Raw genomic sequence first — 19,555 nt, 5'->3', positions numbered from 1 at the left:
CAAGTTACTCCCGGGCGCGGCATACCCGCTCGGAGCCAACTGGGACGGTTTAGGCGTCAACTTTGCAGTGTTCTCAGCGAACGCACAAAAAATCGAAGTCTGTCTCTTCGATACCACTGGCCGCAAGGAGCTCGCCCGCTTCGAGCTACCCGAATGCACCGATGAAATCTGGCACGGCTACCTCCCCGGCGCACACCCCGGCACGGTCTACGGCTTTCGCGCCCACGGCCCGTACCAGCCTCAACACGGCCATCGCTTCAACCCGCACAAACTGCTCCTCGACCCCTACGCGAAAAAGCTCGTCGGCCCTTGGCGCTGGTCCGACGCACTCTTCGGTTATCGCGTGCATTCGAACCGCCTCGACCTCTCCATGGACCGCCGCGATTCAGCCCCCGCCACCCCCAAATGCGTCGTCACCGACGATGCCTTCGACTGGTCCCGCGACACGCGTCCGAACGTCCCCTGGGGCGAAACCGTCATCTACGAAACACACGTCCGCGGCACCTCCATGCTGCGCCAGGACATCCGCCAGCACGAACGCGGTTCGTTCGCGGCGCTGTCGTCGCCGTGGTTCATCGAACACCTGCAGAAACTGGGTATCACCGCCGTCGAATTCCTGCCCGTCCACGCGTTCCTCAACGACCGCTTCCTCGTCGAACGCAGCCTCAAGAACTACTGGGGCTACAACACCGCAGCGTTCTTCGCACCCGAACCGTCATACCTGTCGACTAACCGGCTGAACGAAATGCGCATCGCCGTGCGCCGACTCCATGCAGCGGGTATCGAAGTGATTCTCGACGTGGTCTACAACCACACGTGCGAAGGCAACGAACTCGGGCCGACGGTGTCATGGCGCGGCCTCGACAACGCCAGCTACTACCGCCTGATTCCCGGCGATGAACGGCGATACATCAACGAAACCGGTTGCGGCAATACGGTGAACCTGTCGCATCCACGCGTCCTGCAAATGGTCATGGACTCGCTGCGCTACTGGGCGACAGCCTTCAACGTCGATGGCTTCCGTTTCGATCTCGGCGTGACGCTGGGCCGCGAAGGCCACGGCTTCGACCCCGGCTCCGGTTTCTTCGACGCCATCCGCCAGGACCCGATCCTTAACACTCGCAAGATGATTTCCGAACCCTGGGACATCGGTCCGGACGGTTATCAGGTCGGCAATCATCCGCCGGGATTCGCGGAATGGAACGATAAATACCGCGACGGCGTCCGCCGCTTCTGGCGCGGCGACGCCGGCGTGCGACCCGATCTCGCCGCGCGTCTCACCGGCTCCGCCGAGCTGTTTCACCGGCGCATGAGGAAGCCCTGGGCATCGGTGAATTTTGTCGCCTCGCATGACGGCTTCACGATTCGCGACGTGACGTCCTACGAGCAGAAACACAACGAAGTAAACAAGGAAGGCAACAACGACGGCCACAACGAAAACTGCAGCGCCAACTGGGGCGTGGAAGGCCCGACCGATGACCCCGAGATCCTCGAAACCCGCGGCCGCGTGGCACGCGCGCTGATCGCGACGAACCTGCTGTCGCTCGGCACGCCCATGCTGCTCGGCGGCGACGAATTTGGCCGCACGCAACACGGCAATAACAACGCGTATTGCCAGGACAACGAGATTTCGTGGATCGACTGGCGCCAGGCGGAATCGCCCGATGGCCGCACGATGACGGACTTCGTCTCCCGCGTGATCGCGCTGCGCAAAAACTACCCGCTGTTGCGGGAAATGCGCTTCCTCCATGGCGATCGCGAAGTGCTGCCGGGTCTCTACGACGTCAGCTGGTTCGACGAAAGCGGCGCGGCGCTGACGATCGACGCGTGGCAGGACCCCGAAGGCCGTGCGCTGACGCTGCGTCGCGCGGGGCCCGGTCTGAACGGCGAAGTCGACGTCATGCTGATCATGATGAACGGATCGTCGCAAGCGCTGAACTTCACCGCTCCCGCCCCGCACTTGGAATGGAATGTGCTAATGGATAGCGCTGTGCCCGACGCATTGCAGTGCCCGCTGATCGGCGGGGAACTGGAGGTACAGGCGCACAGCGTGGTCGTCCTGCTCGCGCAACCGACTGGCGACGCCGACTGGCAGGCCGTCTGGATGGCCGGCGCCCACGAGGGACCGCGCCTCTTGACTGCGTTGCCGCCGGACCCGGGCACCATCGGACCGCGACGGACAGCGGAACCCTGGAAGGCGCCCGTGCCACAGCACGCGCCGCCCGCAAAGGAGCAAAATTGAACGGCTCGAAGACGGCTCGAAGATGGCTTGAATGCGGCACCACGACGTCATGCAAAAACGCCGGGCAGGCTCCAAGCCAAGTATCTGACCAAGCGCACTGAAGGCACACACATCATGTCCGAAACCCCAATCGATCCGCACAAGCGTCACCATGCCTATTGCCTGCCCTTCGGCGCCCATCTCACTGATGCCGGACACGCCCGCTATCGCTTCTGGGCACCGTCGCTGAAGACGGTGCAACTTGAGCTCTACCCCAATGGAGAGAGTGCGGCCCCCACGCTAATCGACATGACCCCCGCCGGCGACGGCTGGTTCGAAGCACGTGCCGAAGGCGGCGCGGGCACGCGTTACCGGTATCGGATCAGTGCGGATCTGGCGGTGCCGGATCCGGTCTCGCGTTTCCAGCCCGACGACGTCCATGGCCCGAGCGAAGTGATCGATGCGCGTGCGTATCGATGGGAAAATACCAATTGGCACGGCCGGCCGTGGGAAGAAACCGTGCTTTACGAAGTGCACGTGGGCGCGCTGGGCGGTTATGCCGGCGTGACGCGCCGCCTGAAGGAATTCGCGCACCTCGGCGTGACGGCCATCGAACTGATGCCGCTCAACGACTTCAGCGGCAGCCGAAATTGGGGTTACGACGGCGTGCTGCCCTATGCGCCCGATTCGGCCTACGGCACGCCCGATGAACTGAAGACGCTGATCGACACCGCGCACGGCTTAGGCCTCATGGTCTTCCTCGACGTGGTCTATAACCACTTCGGACCGGACGGCAACTATCTGAGCGCCTACGCCAAGTCGTTCTTCCGCGAAGGCGTGAATACGCCGTGGGGTCCGGCGATCGATTTCGAACGTCCGCAAGTGCGCGACTTTTTCTTCGACAACGCGCTGTACTGGCTGAAGGAATATCGCTTCGATGGCCTGCGCCTGGACGCCGTCCACGCCATCAACGATGACGAATGGTTGCGCGAACTGTCGGAACGCGTGCGTTCGTCGATAGAACCACAGCGGCACGTGCATCTTGTGTTGGAGAACGAGAACAACACGTCGAACCTGCTCGAATCGCATTTCAACGCGCAATGGAGCGACGACTCGCACAACACGCTGCATGTCCTGCTGACAGCTGAGGACGAGAGCTACTACGGCGCGTACAGCGACCAGCCGATCCAGAAGCTTGCGCGGGTGCTCGGCGAGGGTTTTGTGTACCAGGGCGAGCCCTCGCCCATCCACGACGGCAAGCCGCGCGGCGAACCGAGCGCTCACTTGCCGCCCACCGCTTTCGTGATGTTTTTACAGAACCACGATCAGGTCGGCAACCGTGCAATGGGCGACCGTTTGCGTTCGTTGTGCAGTGAAGACGCGCTCTACGCCGCAACCGGCCTGATGCTTCTCTCACCGCAAATCCCGATGCTGTTCATGGAAGAGCAGTACGGTTCCACGCAGCCATTCCTGTTCTTCACCGACTATCACGACGAGCTCGCCGATGCCGTGCGCGAAGGGCGTCGCCGAGAATTTGCGAAGTTCTCCGCGTTCACCGACGAAACGCGTCGTGCGCAGATTCCCGATCCGAACGCCGTCGAGACGTTCAGGATGTCGTCGCCCGAGGAAAGCAAGCGACCCGCCGATCACATGGACTGGCTGCATTTCTATCGCTCGGCGCTGGCGGTGCGCACGAAGCTGCTGATGCCGCACCTGAAAAATGCGAAGGCGCTCGGCGCCAAGGTGATCGGAGAGAAAGCGGTGCTGGCGAACTGGAGGCTCGGCGATGGCAGCACCTATTCGGTCGCGCTCAACCTGGGCAAGCAAGCCGTTCAACTCACCGGCCATCCGCCGGGCAAGGTCGTCTTCGAAACGCCGGCTCGGGCCCGCGACGCAGCGGATCGCGGCGAACTGGGTGCAGAGACTTTTATCGCGTGGCTGACGGGCGATTTCGCCGTAGCCGCGTTCAATCATGACGCTCGCCGCGTCAAAGCTTCGGGGAAAACCTCGTGAGCACGACCATCAATACCCCGGCTACGCCGGATAAAACTCCCACCGCTATCGAGGCGCTCGCTACCAAGGCCGGTTTCGAGGTCGAGTGGCAGGACGCGCACAAGCAGATCCAGCGCGTGCCGGAAGAGACGCTGAAAGTGCTGCTGGAACGCCTCGGCCTGCCGTGCGGCAATGTCACGCAACTCAAGCAGAGCGCAGCGGCGCTCGACGCCGAATTGTCCGGACGCAAGTTGCCGCCGTTGATGACCGCGGAGATCGACCGCGCCATTTCGCTGCCGATGGCGGCCGTGAAAACCGGCGCGCGGTATCGGATCGAACTGGAAAGCGGCGCGGTCATCGATGGGCGGTTCACGTCGCCTAAAGGGGCTACCGCCTTGCTCTCGCCAATCTCCGAGCCGGGTTATCACACGCTCGTGATCAATGAGCAGCGCACGACGCTCGCAGTGGCGCCCGCGCGCTGCTACACCGTCGACGACGCTTGGCGCGCGCTCCAGCCCGACTCACAGGCAACCCCGCCGATGTGGGGCGTGGCCGCGCAGGTATACGGTTTGCGGCGCGTCGGCGACGGCGGCGTGGGCGACTTCTCCGCACTCGCGACACTTGCGTCGGAAAGCGCGCAGCGCGGCGGCCACGCAATCGCGATCAGCCCGATGCACGCCATGTTCAGCGCGGAGCCGAATAAGTTCAGCCCGTACTCGCCTTCATCGCGGCTGTTCCTGAACATCGCGCATATTGATCCGGCCGCGGTGCTGGGCGTGGAAGCGGCGCAAGCCGCGATAAAAACGGCCGGTGTCGCCGATGAATTCGCCGAACTCGAAACACTTCAGCTGATCGACTGGCCGCGCGTGATGACGGCAAAACTGGCCGTGCTGCGCGCGTTGTTTGCGCAGTTCAACGAACACGACAAGGACAGCAATACGCTGCACCAGGATTTCGTCCGCTTCGTGAAACGCGGCGGACGAGCGCTTGAAGACCACGCGCGTTTCGAAGCCCTTCAGGCGGCGCAATTGAAGGAAGCCAACGAAGGCCACTGGCGCAACTGGGCGGGTGAACTTCGCGATCCGCGCAGCGCGGCGGTTGCGGAATTCGCCGCCGCGCATCAGGACGAGGTCGATTTTTTCCTCTTCGCGCAATGGCTCGCGGCCAAGGGCTTGTCGCATGCGCAGCACGTCGCACGCGACTCGGGCATGGCGATCGGCCTGATAGCCGATCTGGCCGTGGGCTGCGACAGCGCGGGCAGCCACGCCTGGTCGTATCGCGATGAAATGCTGCAAGGCGTGTCCGTTGGCGCGCCGCCTGACCTGTTCAACCAGGCCGGGCAATCGTGGGGCCTCACCACGTTTTCACCCCGCGCCATGCGCACGCAGGGGTTCTCAGCATTCATCGATATGCTGCGTGCCGCGTTCACGCTCGCGGGCGGTATCCGAATCGATCACATCCTCGGCTTGCGGCGTCTGTGGCTCGTGCCCGACGGCGAAAGCGCAAAGAACGGCGCGTACCTGCGTTATCCGCTCGACGACCTGCTGCGGCTGATCGCGCTCGAGTCGTGGCGGCATAAAGCCATCGTGATCGGCGAGGATCTCGGCACGGTTCCGCCGGGCTTTCGCGAACGCTTGCAGGAACACGGCCTGCTCGGCATCCGTGTGCTCTGGTTCGAACGCGCGGAAAAAGGCCCGGGCTTCAAGGCCCCCGCCGACTGGGATCACGGCGTGGCCGCGACCACCACCACGCACGACCTGCCGACGGTCACCGGCTGGTGGATCGGCGAGGACATCGTGTGGCGCTCGAAGATCGGCCAGACCGCCGCGCGCGCCGACGGGCAGGATCCGGTCGAAGTGGCCCAGGTGGAGCGTGGCGAGGATCGTAAATTGCTGTGGTCTGCCTTCCAGGAAGCCGGTGTCACCGCGCCCGATATCCCTGTAGCCGCCGATATCTCGCCGCAAACCGCACCGGTAGACGAAGCGCTCGCGTTCGTGGCGTCCACGCCCGCGCCGCTCGCGATTTACCCGCTGGAAGATTTGCTCGCGCTCGCCGAGATGCCGAACCTGCCGGGTTCAATCGACGAGCATCCGAACTGGCGCCGAAGAATGGCTGTACCCGTATCCGAACTCTTTGACGACGATGCTTTCGTCGACCGCCTGCTTGCTGTTGATCAGGCCCGGAAAAAATCCGTCCAGACGAAGGCGGCCACGCATAACGTTTCACCCACCGACTGAGACCATGACCGTTCCACGCTCCACGCTCCGGCTGCAGCTACACAAGGATTTCACCTTCGATGACGCCGCGCGCCAGGTCGACTACATGGCCGCGCTTGGAATCAGCCACGCGTATTTATCGCCGATCACGACAGCGACCAGCGGCTCGACACACGGCTACGACACTGTGGATTACACCCGTGTCAATCCGGAACTCGGCGGTGAGGAAGGGTTGAAGCGCTTCGTCGAAAAGCTGCGTGCGCATCAGATGGGCGTGATCGTGGACGTGGTGCCGAACCACATGGGCGTGGGCGGGTCGGAAAACCTCTGGTGGATGGATATCCTCGAATGGGGACGCCACGCGGCGCATGCGCGCTATTTCGACATCGACTGGCATTCGCCCGATCCTGCGTTGCGCGGCAAAGTTTTAGCGCCGTTCCTGGGCGCGGCGTATGGCGAGGAATTGCAGGGCGGCAAGATCAAGCTCGTCTTCGACGCCGACGCAGGCCGCTTCAAGATCGAGTACTACGCCCACACGTTTCCGGTGAGTCCGCTCGACTACACGTCGGTGTTGCAGGACCACGCGCCAGAAATGGCGCAGCGCTTCACGGGTTTGTCCACGCAACCCGGCGACCAGCCGCGCGCCGACGAAGCGCGGGCGGCTTTGAAAGAGTACGCAGCGACGGCCGAGGGTAAGCGCGCGATCGACACCGCCGTGCAAGCGCATTCCGGCGATAACCCCGTCTGCCGCGACCGTTTGCATCGGCTGCTGGAGCGCCAGCATTATCGGCTCGCGTGGTGGCGCACCGCCGCCGACGAAGTGAACTGGCGGCGTTTCTTCGACGTCAGCACGCTCGGCGGCATGCGCGTCGAGCGCCCCGAAGTATTCGAGGCATCGCATGCGCTGATTTTCCGGTTGTTTACCGAAGGGCTGATCGACGGCGTGCGAATCGATCACGTCGATGGCCTCGCCGAACCGCGTGAATATTGCCAGCGCTTGCGTACGCGGCTGGAAGAACTCGCGGAACATCGGCCGGAAGAACTGAAGCAGGGCCGCACGTATTTCGTCGTCGAAAAAATCCTTGCGCGGGGAGAACCCGTGCGTGATGACTGGCGTATCGACGGCACTACCGGCTACGACTTCATGAATGACGTCGGCGCGTTGCTGCACGACCCGCGCGGCGCCGAACCGCTGGCAAAAAGCTGGGCCGAATTGTCTGGACGTCCGGCGGACTTTGCCGTGGAAGCCGATGCGGCGCGGCGCAAGATCCTGGCCGAAAACTTATCCGCCGAACTTGACCGCGTGGCGCGAGCGTTGCATCGGATCGCGCGCGATACCCCCGTCACGCGCGACTTCACGTTTTCATCGCTGCGCCGGGTCGTGGCTGAACTCGTGGTGCACTTTCCGGTGTACCGGATCTATCCCGTCGGCGGTCAGCGCAGCGAAGAAGACGAACGCTTTTTCTCGCAAGCTTATCAAGGCGCTAAGGCCGCCTTGGCGCCTGCCGATTTTGTCATCCTCGATCAAATCGCGCAGTGGCTCGGCGGTCCGGGTGGCGACGATGCGGTCGAAGAAAAACCGCGTGAACGTGAGCGTATTCTCGATCGCGGCCGGGATCGGGACCGCGATCGCCAGTCCGCCAGCGCGCCCAATCAGAATCTGCAAGCGAACAGCGCGGGGTCGAACTCCAGCGGTTCACATCGACGCAACGCACAAACTCTGTTCTCCCAACTAACTTCGCCGGTGGCCGCCAAGGCAATTGAAGATACCGCGTGTTATAGATACGGCCGGCTGATCTCGCGCAACGAAGTGGGCGCCGATCCGGGCGAATTTTCGTTGTCGGTCGATGCGTTCCATGCGGGTAATCTCGAACGCGCGAAACGCTTTCCGAACGCGATGCTCAACACCGCGACGCACGATCACAAACGCGGCGAAGACGTGCGCGCGCGGATCGCCGGGTTGAGCGAGATTCCCGATGAATGGGCCGCGACGTTGCGAAGCTGGTCGACGTTGAACACGCCGCATCGGCGAGCGCCTAATGCACCTAACGGCGATGAACACGACTGGGCGCCCGGTGCTGCCGCCGAAGCCATGCTGTATCAGACGCTCGTCGGCTGCTGGCCGCCGACGCTCTCCCCCGACGACCCGGACGGCGTGAAGGAGCTCGCTGAACGCGTGAGCGCGTGGCAGTTGAAGGCGTTGCGTGAAGCCAAGTTACGCACGAGTTGGTTCGCGCCCGACGAAGCCTATGAGAACGCATGCCGCGATTTTCTCTTCGATATCCTCGCGCCCCAGCGCCGCGATGGTTTTCTCGGCGAGTTGCCGGCATTCGTCGAGCGTGTCGCGCGGACCGGCGCGATCAATAGTTTCCAGCAGACGTTGTTGCGGCTGACATCGCCGGGCGTGCCGGATCTTTATCAGGGGACCGAACTATGGGATTTCAGCCTCGTCGATCCTGACAACCGCCGCCCGGTTGACTTCGAGCAACGGCGCGCGTGGTTAAGTGAAGGCGAGGCTGAAGGGGCGCCATCGGAGCAATTGAAGAACTGGCGCGATGGGCGGGTGAAGTTGGGCATTGTGCGGCGAGCGCTGGCGTTGCGCGCGCACGCGCATTCGCTATTCGAGAAGGGTGCTTATGTCCCGCTGAAGGTGGAAGGCGCGCACGCGGGCAGCGTGATTGCCTTCGCGCGGCATGCGGGCAGCGCGTACGCGGTGGTGATCGCGACGCGGCTGGCCGACTCGCTGCTGGCCGGGAGTGAGAGCGATACCGGCCTGCCGCTGGTCGATGCCGCTCATTGGGGTGATACAGCAGTCGTTCTGCCGGAAGCGCTGGCTACACGTGCGTTGTTCGACTGGCTGAGCCCAAACGCGCCGAAATCGGATGGACAACGCTTGTTCATGCGAGACGCGCTGGCGTCGATGCCGGTCGCGTTGCTGATGGAGGAAGGGGTGCCGCGGGTTTAAGCCGATCGGAGGCCGCAACCGCAGTGGCGAAGTGAGAAATTCACTCCGCCTCCTGCGCCACCTCTTCATGCGGATACACGCGCACCAGCACGATCCTTGGCCCGTTCATCTTCTTCACCACGATATCAAAACGATCGAAGCCGATCCGCTGGCCTTCGCTCGGCAGATCACCCAGCGCATTGATCACGAGCCCGCCGACCGATTCCGCCTGACCTTCATCGATATCAATCCCTAGCGCCCGTTCCAGCGACACCACCGGCAAGCTGCCCTTGCCCATCAGCGTGCCATCGTCCATGCGTGACCAGTCCGCGTCGCCTTGACGAAACTCGTCATGAATCTGGCCGACCAGCGCGCCCAGCAGGTTATCGAGCGTTAGAAAGCCTATTGGCTTCTGCCCCTTGCGTCCAACCAGCGCAAAGTGCGGCGCGCCCTTGCGAAAGCGGCGGAACAGTTCAAGCGCCGATAGATTGCCCGCCACGTACTGCACCGGCCGCACATGCCTGGCCAGTTCATCCTGCTTTGTGTCCTGCCGTGTCAGCCCTTGCAGCAGGCCGCGCCCGGCGCCATTGCGTGCGAGCAGCAAGTCCTTCAGGTGGATCATGCCGAGCACGTGTTCGCTGGAGGCATCGGCGAAAAGGGGATAGCGGCTGAAGCGATGCCGCGCGATCACCTGCATGTTGTCGCGCATGGGCACGTCGTTGCGCAGGCCCACCATCTCGTGGTTCGGGCGCATCAGGTCTGAGACCGTCATGCGGCTGAAATCGAGCGAATGGGCGATGGTGTTCCACTCATCCGCGTTATAGGAAGACCCGGCAGACCCGGAAGATCCGGCAGACCCCGCCGCCCCGATTACATCAGGCAAAGCAGCCGTCGATGCCCCGCTCAGGCGCCGGCCGCGCAGGATCAGCTTGAGTTCATCGGTGGAATAGTGAGCATCGCCGCCGTGCTCCGCTCCAAGCCCGAACAATCGCAACACGAAATTCGCGCTCGAATTCAGCACCCAGATGAACGGATACATTGCCCAGTAAAAACCGTAGAGCGGCATGGCGACCCACAGGCCCACCTGTTCGGCGCGCCGGATCGCCCACGATTTCGGCGCAAGCTCACCCACCACAATATGCAGGAACGAAATGCAGGAGAACGCGAAGAACAGCGAGACGGCATCGATCAGCTTCACCGATTCGATACCGGCAAGCGCGAACAACGGATGCAGCAATTGAGCGAACGCCGGTTCGCCCAGCCAGCCAAGCCCGAGCGACGCCAGCGTGATGCCGAGCTGACAGGCAGACAAATACGCGTCGAGCTTGCCGTGGACTTTGGCCAACAAACGGCCGGGCAAACCGTTCGACCGTGCGATTGCCTGAACGCGCGTGGCGCGCAGCTTGACGAGTCCGAACTCGGCCGCGACGAAAAACCCGTTCAACGCGACGAGCAACAAGGCACCAATTAGCGCGACAACCTGATTCAAAGCAACCTGCTCCACGAAATGAAACCGCCAGTATAGAGGTGCAAGCTGACCGAAAGTTAAATCAGGTGACGCTCAACGGTACGCGAAACGTGAGCGCAACGGCGGCGCCATCGGCGAAATCGTCGTGTTCGAAAGTCCCGCCGTGCGCTTCAGCCACACGCTTGCACAGGGCAAGCACCCACGCAATACGCGCGGCTTCCCGTGGCGACGTCGCCTGAGTGCGGGCAAACGCTTCAAGCACATGCGGAACGTCAGGATCCAAAAGCGCTTTCTGCGATGCCGTGAACGTGACGACCGCGCTGAACGCGCCGCCCTCCACCAGCCCGTTCAACACCACCTTCGATCCCGCCGCGCTCGCCTCGGTGGCGAACGCAAACATCAGCCAGAGCGCCTGGGTGAGACGTTCACTGTCGGCGCTGATCTGCTCTTCCACCAACTCGGATTCGACGTGCAGCGTCACCTGCCGCGCGCTCGCCAGACTCGCGCGTGCCTCCAATGCGCTCTGTTCCATCAAGTGCCGCAACGCAAGCGGCGCACGGTCGAGCGAGAGCGTCTTGGTCTCCGCACGGGTGGTATCGATGAATTGCTCGATCAGCTTCACCTGCTGTTCCACGCCGGAGCGAATCCCGCCGAGCGCGCGTTGGGCGGCGGCATCGGCGGTATCGACCTTGCGCTCCAGCACGTAACCCCAGCTATGGATGGCGTTCAAGGGACCACGCAGATCATGCGATACGACCCCAAGCACGTGATCGCGCATGAACAACGCTGCTTCGGCACGCAAATGCGCGGTGCGCTCATCTGTTTCGGCAACGGCTTGCGCCGATGTTCCGGGGCTGCACGGCGAAACGATCAGCGACACGGTATCGGCTTGGCCAGTGCCGCCGGGCAGCGCGAGGATGGCGAACGAAAGCGACCTCGATCGCGCACCTTCGCCCTCATCAATGGATACCCGCGCGCGCCGCACGCTGCCGGCGGCAAACGCGGCGTCGGCAACGTCGGCGAGCACGGCGATCAGGGGTTTGGGTAGAGCGGTATCGGCGAGAGCGCGGCCAACGAACGCGTGAGGGTCGAGATCGAACAGATGGGCGAGAACGGTATCGGCCGACAGACAGCGCTGCGCGGTATCCAGCACGAGCACGCCGTCCGTGCCGGCGACCGGTGCTTCAGGACGGGCAGCGCGCCCCGTGTCGACCGTGCCGGAGAAAGACGTTGTCACGATGGGAAATCCTTGAGCGTTGATGAATGCGAGTATCTTGCCCGGTCTTATCGAGATGACTGGCCGTTATAGGGGAGTGCTTCCGGGCCTTCTCCTTGGGGCTGGCCGCCCCTCCCTTCCTATTTTCGAGATATCGGACGAAGCATGCAGCAAACCTCGTGCACGCTTCGCCGAGTGTAACGATGCCACCCGAAAGCCCTACAATACCGGTTTTAGATCCAGCTGGCGGTGCCGGCTTTTACAAGGAGTGTTACATGGCGATCGTGACGACCGACTCAGGGCTCAAGTATGAAGATTTGACGGTGGGCGAAGGCGCTGACGCCGTTGCCGGCAAGTCGGTGAGCGTGCATTACACGGGCTGGCTCACGGACGGCCAGAAGTTCGATTCCAGCCACGACCGTAACGATCCGTTCGCGTTTGTACTCGGCGGCGGCATGGTCATCAAGGGCTGGGACGAAGGCGTGCAGGGGATGAAGGTCGGCGGCAAGCGCAAGCTGACCATCCCGCCGCAACTGGGTTACGGCGTGCGCGGCGCCGGCGGGGTGATTCCGCCGAATGCGACGCTGGTATTTGAAGTGGAATTGCTGGAAGTTTAAGGTTCGTTCGTGCTGGCGGGTTCTTCGTTTTCACCCGGGATTTCGGGTGAACCGGCGGTGCGATTGGGCGAGAGCGCCGGGTTGGCCGATTGCTAAGCCAATCTGGTACTCCGCCCTGTGCAACCGGAATTACCCGTTTAACCCACGCTCCAGATCCCCGCGGATATCCCCGGCATTTTCCAGCCCCACCGCCAGCCGGATCAATCCCTCGCGAATCCCTGCTGCCTCACGCACCTCGGGCGTCAACCGTCCGTGCGTTGTCGTCGATGGATGGGTAATGGTCGTGCGCGTATCCCCAAGATTGCCGGTGATCGAGCAGATCTTGACAGCGTCAATCACGCGCCACGCATTCGCACGCTGCTCTTCACGCGTCTCGCCCTTCAGCTCGAACGACACGATCGCCCCACCCGCCTTCTGCTGCTTCTTCGCAATCGCGTATTGGGGATGTGACTCCAGCCCCGGATAAAACACGCGCTCGATGGCCGGATGCGTCTCCAGCCAGCGGGCGATTTCCAGCGCATTCGCCGACTGCTTCTCCACCCGCAGCGACAGCGTCTCCATCCCCTTCAGCAACACCCATGCATTAAACGCGGACAACGTCGGCCCTGCGCTGCGCACGAACGGAAACACCTTCTCCATGATGAACTGCTTGGAGCCGACCAGCGCCCCACCAAGCACGCGCCCCTGACCATCGAGGAACTTGGTCGCCGAATGCATCACGACATCCGCGCCCAGCTTCAGCGGCTGCTGCAGCGCCGGGCTACAGAAACAGTTATCGACGACAAACAACGCGCCCACTTCCTTCGAAATCTTCCCGATCGCCTCGATGTCCGCGATCTCGGTCAGCGGATTCGACGGCGTCTCCAGGAAAAACATCTTGGTCTCAGGACGTACAGCGGCTCGCCATTCATCCAGATTGGTGGCATCGACGAATGTGGTCGTGATCCCGAACTTCGTGAAGATCTGCGAGAACACCCCGATCGTCGATCCGAACAAACTCTTCGAACTGACCAGATGGTCGCCCTGCTGCATCGAGCACATCACCACCGACATGATCGCGGCCATGCCTGACGCCGTCGCCATGCACGCCTCGCCGCCTTCCAGTGCCGCCAGGCGGTTCTGGAACATCGCGACGGTCGGGTTCGTGAAGCGCGAGTACGTGTAAGCCTCTTCGGAGTTCTTGAAGCTCTCCGCGGCATGCGCGGCGCTCTTGAACACAAAGCTCGACGTCAGGAAAATCGCTTCCGAGTGCTCGTTGAAGTCACTACGCAGCGTTCCCGCGCGGACGGCGAGCGTATCGAAGTTGAGGTTTTCGTCCATGTTCGTGTCTTCCATTCTTTCCATTCACTTCTATTCATGGTGACCCGGCCAGAAAACCGGGACGCAAAAAAGCCCGCCTCTGCGTCAGCATGAGCGGGCTCGGTGCGGAAAAGCCTGTAGCGTCGCCGGTGCGTGGTCCACATTCCCACCGGTTCGCTTTAGCTGTTTCGGGTTCCGACTCAGGCTAGACATCTGGCCCGTTCATCAAAACCCGCGTCCGCAAGCTGATCTCAAATCGACGCAAACCCAATCCTATCACGCGTTTCCTTGCGCGGTCATTCCACCGACAACTGCAAGTGCAACTGCGAACGCGACATGCCGCCATCCATGGCTTCACTCGCGGCATCGCGATCCGACTGCGCTTGCGGTGCAAGACGCGCCGTCTCCAGCCGATCCAGATACGCCGAGTCGATGTCGCCCGTGATGTAGTTGCCATCGAAGCACGAAGCATCGAATTCACGCAGCGCCGGATTGATGTCGCGAATCGCCTGCTTCAGATCGGCCACATCCTGATACACCAGATGATCCGCGCCGATCATGCGCGCCACTTCGTCATCGGTGCGGCCATGGGCGACCAGTTCGCCGCGCGTGGGCATGTCGATGCCATATACGTTCGGGAACTTCACCGGCGGCGCAGCGGACGCGAAAATCACCTTCGCGGCGCCTGCATCGCGCGCCATCTGCACGATTTCATGCGATGTCGTACCGCGAACGATGGAGTCATCGACGATCAGCACGTTCTTGCCCTTGAACTCGATCGCCATGGCGTTCAGCTTCTGGCGTACCGACTTCTTGCGCACAGCCTGGCCCGGCATGATGAAGGTGCGGCCAACATAGCGATTCTTGAAGAACCCTTCGCGATACTCCACGCCCAGCTTCGCGGCCACTTGCATGGCGGCGGGACGCGATGAATCGGGAATAGGCATCACCACGTCGATAGGCACGTCTGGCAGCACGCGCTTGATCTTCTCGGCGAGGTAATCGCCCATGCGCAGGCGCGCGTTGTAGACCGGCACGCCGTCGAGGCACGAATCGGGACGTGCGAGATACACGAGTTCGAAGATGCAGGGGTTCAGGCTCGGGTTCTCGGCACATTGCTGGCTGTGCAGGTTGCCGTCGTTATCGATGAAAATGGCTTCGCCCGGCTCAACATCCCGCACGAACTCGAAGCCGATACCTTCAACCGCCACCGATTCCGACGCCACCATCCATTCCACGCCCGTCGCGGTTTCCTGCTTGCCGAGGACCAGCGGACGGATGCCGAACGGATCGCGGAAAGCCACGAGTCCGTAACCTGCGATCAGCGAAACGATCGCATAGGAACCCTTCACTCGCCGATGCACACCGCTCACCGCCTTGAACAGCGCGGCCGGATCGAGTTCCAGGCCGGAGCTGGACAACTGCAGTTCGTGGGCGAAGACGTTGAGCAGGACTTCAGTGTCAGACGCGGTGTTGATGTGCCGGCGATCGATCCGGAACATCTCTTCCTTCAACTGTGGCCAGTTCGTCAGGTTGCCGTTGTGGGCGAGGATGATGCCGAAAGGCGCGTTCACGTAGAACGGCTGGGCTTCTTCCTCGCTCGATGCCGACCCGGCCGTCGGATACCGCACCTGGCCAATACCAACATTGCCCGGCAGGCTGCGCATGTTGCGCGTGCGGAACACGTCGCGCACCATGCCATTGGCTTTATGCATGTGGAAGTTATTGCCGTCAGCCGTCGCGATGCCAGCCGCGTCCTGCCCGCGATGCTGCAGGAGCAGCAAGCTGTCATAAATCAACTGGTTAACGGGAGTCTGGGAAACTACGCCTACGATGCCGCACATGGCATGGTCCTTCAAAGAGTCGAAACGGGTCTGAAAGCGGGTCCAAAAGGCGTATCGGTGCAACGAATGCAGGCGGCCCCTTGCGGGGTGATCAGACTGCAGGGTGTTGCGCCGAGCCGTAGCAAGGTTCTCGGGTAGCGGGCCAGGACGTCATTGCGCAGGCGTGGCGGGCGGATCTTGCGGGCCGTCCGGCGTGGTGCGCAGGTACGCGGCGAGCGTATCGGGAAGCAGCGGTTTCAGTTCTCGCACGCCTTGTTCGGCCGCGGGCCGGAACAACGCGTTACGCCAGAAATCGTGTTGCGGCAGTTCGGTCAAGCCCGCGAGGGCGACCAGGATCACTACCAGAATGGCCCCTCTCACGAGGCCGAACAAAAGTCCAAGCGACCGGTCGATGCCGCGCAGCCCGACCACTTCGGTCACGCGCGTCAACAATGCGCCAGCCACGCTCGATACCACCAGCACACCCGCGACAATCAGCAAGAATGCAATCAGCCACTGGGTCAGCGCCCCGCCCGGCCAGTGCGCCGGAATGTAAGGCACGACCAAACTAACAAACCGCCCCGCGATCAGCAGTGCCGCGATCCAGCCGATCAGGCCGAACACTTCGGCCAAGAGGCCCCGCCACATGCCGCGCAGCGCGGAGAGGCCGATCACGGCCATCACCGCGTAGTCGAAACTCGTAAACATCTACAGCTAGTTCGCCGACGCGTTATTACTGGTGCCACTGCCGCCGCCCAGTCCCGCCTGCCGAACCTTGACCAGCGCCGCCGATGCAGCCGCCCGGTCAGCGAACGGTCCGGCTCGCAACAACGTGCGAGTCGTGCCGTCAGCCTGTTTCCTATGTTCGATATATGCGGGCACTCCAGACGCCTTCAACTTGGTCACCCAGTTTTGAGCTGCGGTGTCGTCATCGAAGGTACCGATCTGGACCACAAAACGGCTTCCCGCCGGGGAGGCCGGCGTGTTCGGTTTCGGGGTGGCTGCGGTAGCGGGTGCAGGCGCGTCCACTGGCGGTTTGGCGGCCATTGCTGCGGGCGGTGGTGTCACCGGCTTGGCTTCCGGCGGCGGCGTCGCGGCCTTGGCTTGCGCTTGCGTGTCTGCGGGTTTAGAGGTTTGCTTCGAATCGGGTTTTGAAGCCGCCTTCGAGTCGGGCTTTGAAGCCACTGCCGCTGCATTATCCGGAGCCGCTGCAGGACTGTCAGGCGCTACGCCGGCTTGCGTATCCGCCGACGAATCAACCGCGCCGCCATCCGTCGCGTCGTTGTGACTCGTCTTGGGCAAAGGCGCGGCAGGGCGTGCGGGGATATCGATGGAGATGTCGTCGGTGACGGGCTTCGGATGCGAATCCAGCACCATGGGCAGGATGATCACCGCCGCCGCGACCAGCGCGAGCGCGCCGACTAGACGCCGCCGCGCACGCTGCTTTTCGGGCAGGGTGGGGTCGAGCATCATTGCGTCGGCTTCAGGACGGTCGCTGCGGCGCGTCCGGCGTTCGGTACGCGCGGTCTGGCGCGAGCCGCGCGGGGAGTCGGAATATTCGTCGCGACCCGAGGGCGCGTCGTCTTTCTTGCCGAACGAGAAAAAGGACATGGTTGGCTTGTGCGAGAGGCTGGCCGGCCGTCCGTTCAATGACGCTGCGATTTACGGTAAGCCATTACACCGGCCACCGTATGGAAACTGCCGAAAACCAAAATTCTATCATTTTCGGACGCTCGCTTTAACGCATCTTGAAAAGCGTCGGCCGGATTGTTGAATTGTGTAACGCTGCTGTCACTACTATCGTTGACGCCGGCATCGCGTAAAACGCTTTCCAGCATCGCCGAAGAAGCGCCGCGCGGGGTCGGCAGGGCCGTCACGTTCCAGTGATCGATCTCGCCCTTCAGATGCTCGACGACCCCGGCGATGTCCTTGTCGCCCATCGCGCCGAAGACTGCGTACGTGTAAGGGAAAAAGCCCATGTTGCCGAGATTCTGAGCTAAAACGGCGGCGGCGTGGGGGTTGTGGGCAACATCGAGTATCACTTGCGGCTTGCCGGGCACGACCTGGAAACGTCCCGGCAACTCAACGTTCGCGAGTCCCAGCCGGATATCCTGCGCGGACACCGGAATGCGCTCACGCAGCGCTTCGAGCGCGGCCAGCGCCGCCGATGTATTGATCAGCTGATTCGCGCCGCGCAAAGCCGGGTAAGCGAGCGCCGAGCGCCGTTGTGTGCGGCCGATATAACTCCATTGCTGGCGCTCGTTGCCACCTTGCGCTTCGTAGCGGAAATCGCGGCCGACCAGCCACAGATCCGCGCCGATAGCGGCAGCGTGGTCGATCAGCGACTGCGGCGGCGAGGGATCGCCGCAAATCGCGGGGGTATCCGGGCGGAAAATCCCGGCTTTCTCGAAGCCGATTTTCTCGCGGGTGTCGCCGAGATATTCCGTATGGTCGATATCGATGCTAGTGACGATCGCGCAATCGGTATCGATGATATTGACGGCGTCCAGGCGCCCGCCCAAGCCCACTTCGAGAATCACCGCGTCGAGGTTACGCGTTGCGAACAGCCGCATGATCGCCAGCGTGGTGAATTCGAAGTACGTCAGCGAGACCGGTTCGGCCAGGCTCATGCGCGCCTGCTCGACGGCTTCGAAGTGCTCGAGCAGGTCGTCGTCCGTGGCGTCGACGCCGTTCAGCCGGGCACGTTCATTGAATTCGAGCAGATGCGGTGACGTATGACAGCCGACGCGATACCCCGCGCGAACCAGAATGGTTTCGATGATCGCGCAGGTCGAGCCTTTGCCGTTGGTTCCGCCGACGGTAATCACGGGGCACGTGAACTTCAGCTCGAGCGCATCGCGTACTTGGCTGATGCGTGTCAGGCCCATGTCGATGCCGACTGGATGCGCTGATTCCAGATGGGTCAGCCACGCATCGAGGGTGGGGAAGGTGAACGGTGAAGTCGCCATGGATGGGGTGTCGGGCTTAGGGGGTTGATGCTGGTTGGTACTTTTGGGGTTTCTGGTTGGGTTTGAGGCCGGGGTGCTAGGTTCTGGCGTTAGCGGTCGGGGTCATTGCCGGGTTGGTGCTTTCGGCGTTAGTGGCCTGCTTGAGTTGGCTTTTCTCTTTATCACTATTAGCCACTGTGCGTGGCGGCACGTCATTTCTTTGTCCAAAGCGACAAAGAAACGAAGCAAAGAAAACGCTTTCAGAACGAGGGCTCATAAGTTGACCTAGCGTGCAGTTTCCGCGTTTTTGGCACCCCAAAAGCACGGTGCTCGCCAGAACCACGGATGTGTGAAACCCTCTTTCTCCGAACACGGATACCCACACGCTTCGCCACCAGTGACTGAACCTGCCCAAGGTGCACCCCGCGCTATCCGCGAGCAACCGACCACCAAATTTGTACGCACGTCGAACCACGTCGCCAACCCACCTCGAAACACGGCCGCAAAGATGCATGAAGCCATACCCACCAATAGCCGCGCCAATCAAACAGCTAACCGACCAAGAAACGAGGCGTTCAGAACGCGTGAAGCCGTGCTGGTCCTTGGCAATAGTGCTTGCCCGAGAGCGTACGGGGCGAAGCGTGTGCGTGTAAGAATTCGCGAGAAGGAGGGGTTCACACATCCGTGGTTCTGGCGAGCACCGTGCTTTTGGGGTGCCAAAAACGCGGAAACTGCACGCTAGGTCAACTTACGAGCCCTCGTTTTGAAAGCTCTTTCTTTGCTTCGTTTCTTGGTCGCTTTGGACAAAGAA

12 protein-coding genes are annotated in these 19,555 nt (G+C 62.3%); 5 read left to right on the top strand and 7 right to left on the bottom strand.

Annotated elements, in window-relative coordinates; genetic code table 11:
* The 4 genes from glgX to treY all read left to right on the top strand — a co-directional run.
* Positions 1-2,242 (top strand): glycogen debranching protein GlgX (glgX, locus tag FH08_RS0132795; RefSeq protein ID WP_051888716.1); only part of this gene is annotated, 2,242 nt, incomplete at its 5' end.
* Positions 2,243-2,356: 114 nt separating this feature from the next.
* A complete protein-coding gene (gene treZ, locus FH08_RS0132790) occupies positions 2,357-4,234 on the top strand; it encodes a malto-oligosyltrehalose trehalohydrolase (RefSeq protein ID WP_031362425.1) in 1,878 nt (625 codons plus the stop codon).
* The gene (gene malQ / locus FH08_RS0132785; RefSeq protein WP_200878821.1) at positions 4,231-6,450 is read left to right on the top strand and encodes a 4-alpha-glucanotransferase; all 2,220 of its coding nucleotides are present in this window, start codon (positions 4,231-4,233) and stop codon (positions 6,448-6,450) included. Before treZ ends, malQ begins: the two co-directional genes overlap by 4 nt.
* A 4-nt stretch (positions 6,451-6,454) precedes the next feature.
* On the top strand, positions 6,455-9,394 hold the full coding sequence (gene treY, locus FH08_RS0132780; RefSeq protein ID WP_031362423.1) for a malto-oligosyltrehalose synthase: 2,940 nt from the start codon (positions 6,455-6,457) through the stop codon (positions 9,392-9,394).
* A 40-nt stretch (positions 9,395-9,434) separates the two neighbouring features.
* On the opposite strand, the gene FH08_RS0132775 is transcribed toward treY, so the two are convergent.
* Complete coding sequence (locus tag FH08_RS0132775) at positions 9,435-10,862, bottom strand: hemolysin family protein (RefSeq protein ID WP_031362422.1); 1,428 nt, start codon at positions 10,860-10,862, stop codon at positions 9,435-9,437.
* Positions 10,863-10,923: 61 nt separating this feature from the next.
* A complete protein-coding gene (locus FH08_RS0132770) occupies positions 10,924-12,078 on the bottom strand; it encodes a HAMP domain-containing sensor histidine kinase (protein WP_326928993.1) in 1,155 nt (384 codons plus the stop codon).
* Positions 12,079-12,332: 254 nt separating this feature from the next.
* On the opposite strand from FH08_RS0132770, the gene FH08_RS0132765 reads away from it, so the two are divergent.
* Complete coding sequence (locus FH08_RS0132765) at positions 12,333-12,674, top strand: FKBP-type peptidyl-prolyl cis-trans isomerase (protein ID WP_031362420.1); 342 nt, start codon at positions 12,333-12,335, stop codon at positions 12,672-12,674.
* A gap of 129 nt (positions 12,675-12,803) precedes the next feature.
* Here the strand turns inward: FH08_RS0132765 and FH08_RS0132760 are convergent, their stop codons facing one another.
* From FH08_RS0132760 to folC, 5 genes are all read right to left on the bottom strand, one after another.
* On the bottom strand, positions 12,804-13,994 hold the full coding sequence (locus FH08_RS0132760; RefSeq protein WP_031362419.1) for an O-succinylhomoserine sulfhydrylase: 1,191 nt from the start codon (positions 13,992-13,994) through the stop codon (positions 12,804-12,806).
* A gap of 275 nt (positions 13,995-14,269) precedes the next feature.
* The gene (purF, locus tag FH08_RS0132755) at positions 14,270-15,817 is read right to left on the bottom strand and encodes an amidophosphoribosyltransferase (RefSeq protein ID WP_031362418.1); all 1,548 of its coding nucleotides are present in this window, start codon (positions 15,815-15,817) and stop codon (positions 14,270-14,272) included.
* A 150-nt stretch (positions 15,818-15,967) separates the two neighbouring features.
* A complete protein-coding gene (locus FH08_RS0132750) occupies positions 15,968-16,504 on the bottom strand; it encodes a CvpA family protein (protein ID WP_051888715.1) in 537 nt (178 codons plus the stop codon).
* 6 nt (positions 16,505-16,510) lie between these two features.
* Entirely contained in the window at positions 16,511-17,407 is an 897-nt protein-coding gene (locus FH08_RS0132745) for an SPOR domain-containing protein (protein ID WP_031362416.1), read from the bottom strand.
* Between the two features lie 35 nt (positions 17,408-17,442).
* Positions 17,443-18,765 (bottom strand): bifunctional tetrahydrofolate synthase/dihydrofolate synthase, encoded by a 1,323-nt coding sequence (gene folC, locus FH08_RS0132740; RefSeq protein WP_031362415.1) that lies wholly within the window; start codon positions 18,763-18,765, stop codon positions 17,443-17,445.
* Positions 18,766-19,555: the final 790 nt, after the last annotated feature.

This window comes from Caballeronia sordidicola (assembly GCF_000729995.1).
In the GTDB taxonomy this organism is placed as follows: Bacteria; Pseudomonadota; Gammaproteobacteria; order Burkholderiales; family Burkholderiaceae; genus Caballeronia; species Caballeronia sordidicola_A.
Note: the sequence above shows the minus strand (reverse complement) of the source record. Positions and strands in the feature narration are given on the sequence as shown.

What these genes read in the sequence shown, in the direction of transcription:
- treZ (WP_031362425.1), top strand. Translation starts at nt 2,357, where the DNA reads ATGTCCGAAACCCCAATCGATCCGCACAAGCGTCACCATGCCTATTGC.
- treY (WP_031362423.1), top strand. Translation starts at nt 6,455, where the DNA reads ATGACCGTTCCACGCTCCACGCTCCGGCTGCAGCTACACAAGGATTTC.
- FH08_RS0132765 (WP_031362420.1), top strand. Translation starts at nt 12,333, where the DNA reads ATGGCGATCGTGACGACCGACTCAGGGCTCAAGTATGAAGATTTGACG.
- FH08_RS0132760 (WP_031362419.1), bottom strand. Translation starts at nt 13,994, where the DNA reads ATGGACGAAAACCTCAACTTCGATACGCTCGCCGTCCGCGCGGGAACG.
- purF (WP_031362418.1), bottom strand. Translation starts at nt 15,817, where the DNA reads ATGTGCGGCATCGTAGGCGTAGTTTCCCAGACTCCCGTTAACCAGTTG.
- FH08_RS0132750 (WP_051888715.1), bottom strand. Translation starts at nt 16,504, where the DNA reads ATGTTTACGAGTTTCGACTACGCGGTGATGGCCGTGATCGGCCTCTCC.
- FH08_RS0132745 (WP_031362416.1), bottom strand. Translation starts at nt 17,407, where the DNA reads ATGTCCTTTTTCTCGTTCGGCAAGAAAGACGACGCGCCCTCGGGTCGC.
- folC (WP_031362415.1), bottom strand. Translation starts at nt 18,765, where the DNA reads ATGGCGACTTCACCGTTCACCTTCCCCACCCTCGATGCGTGGCTGACC.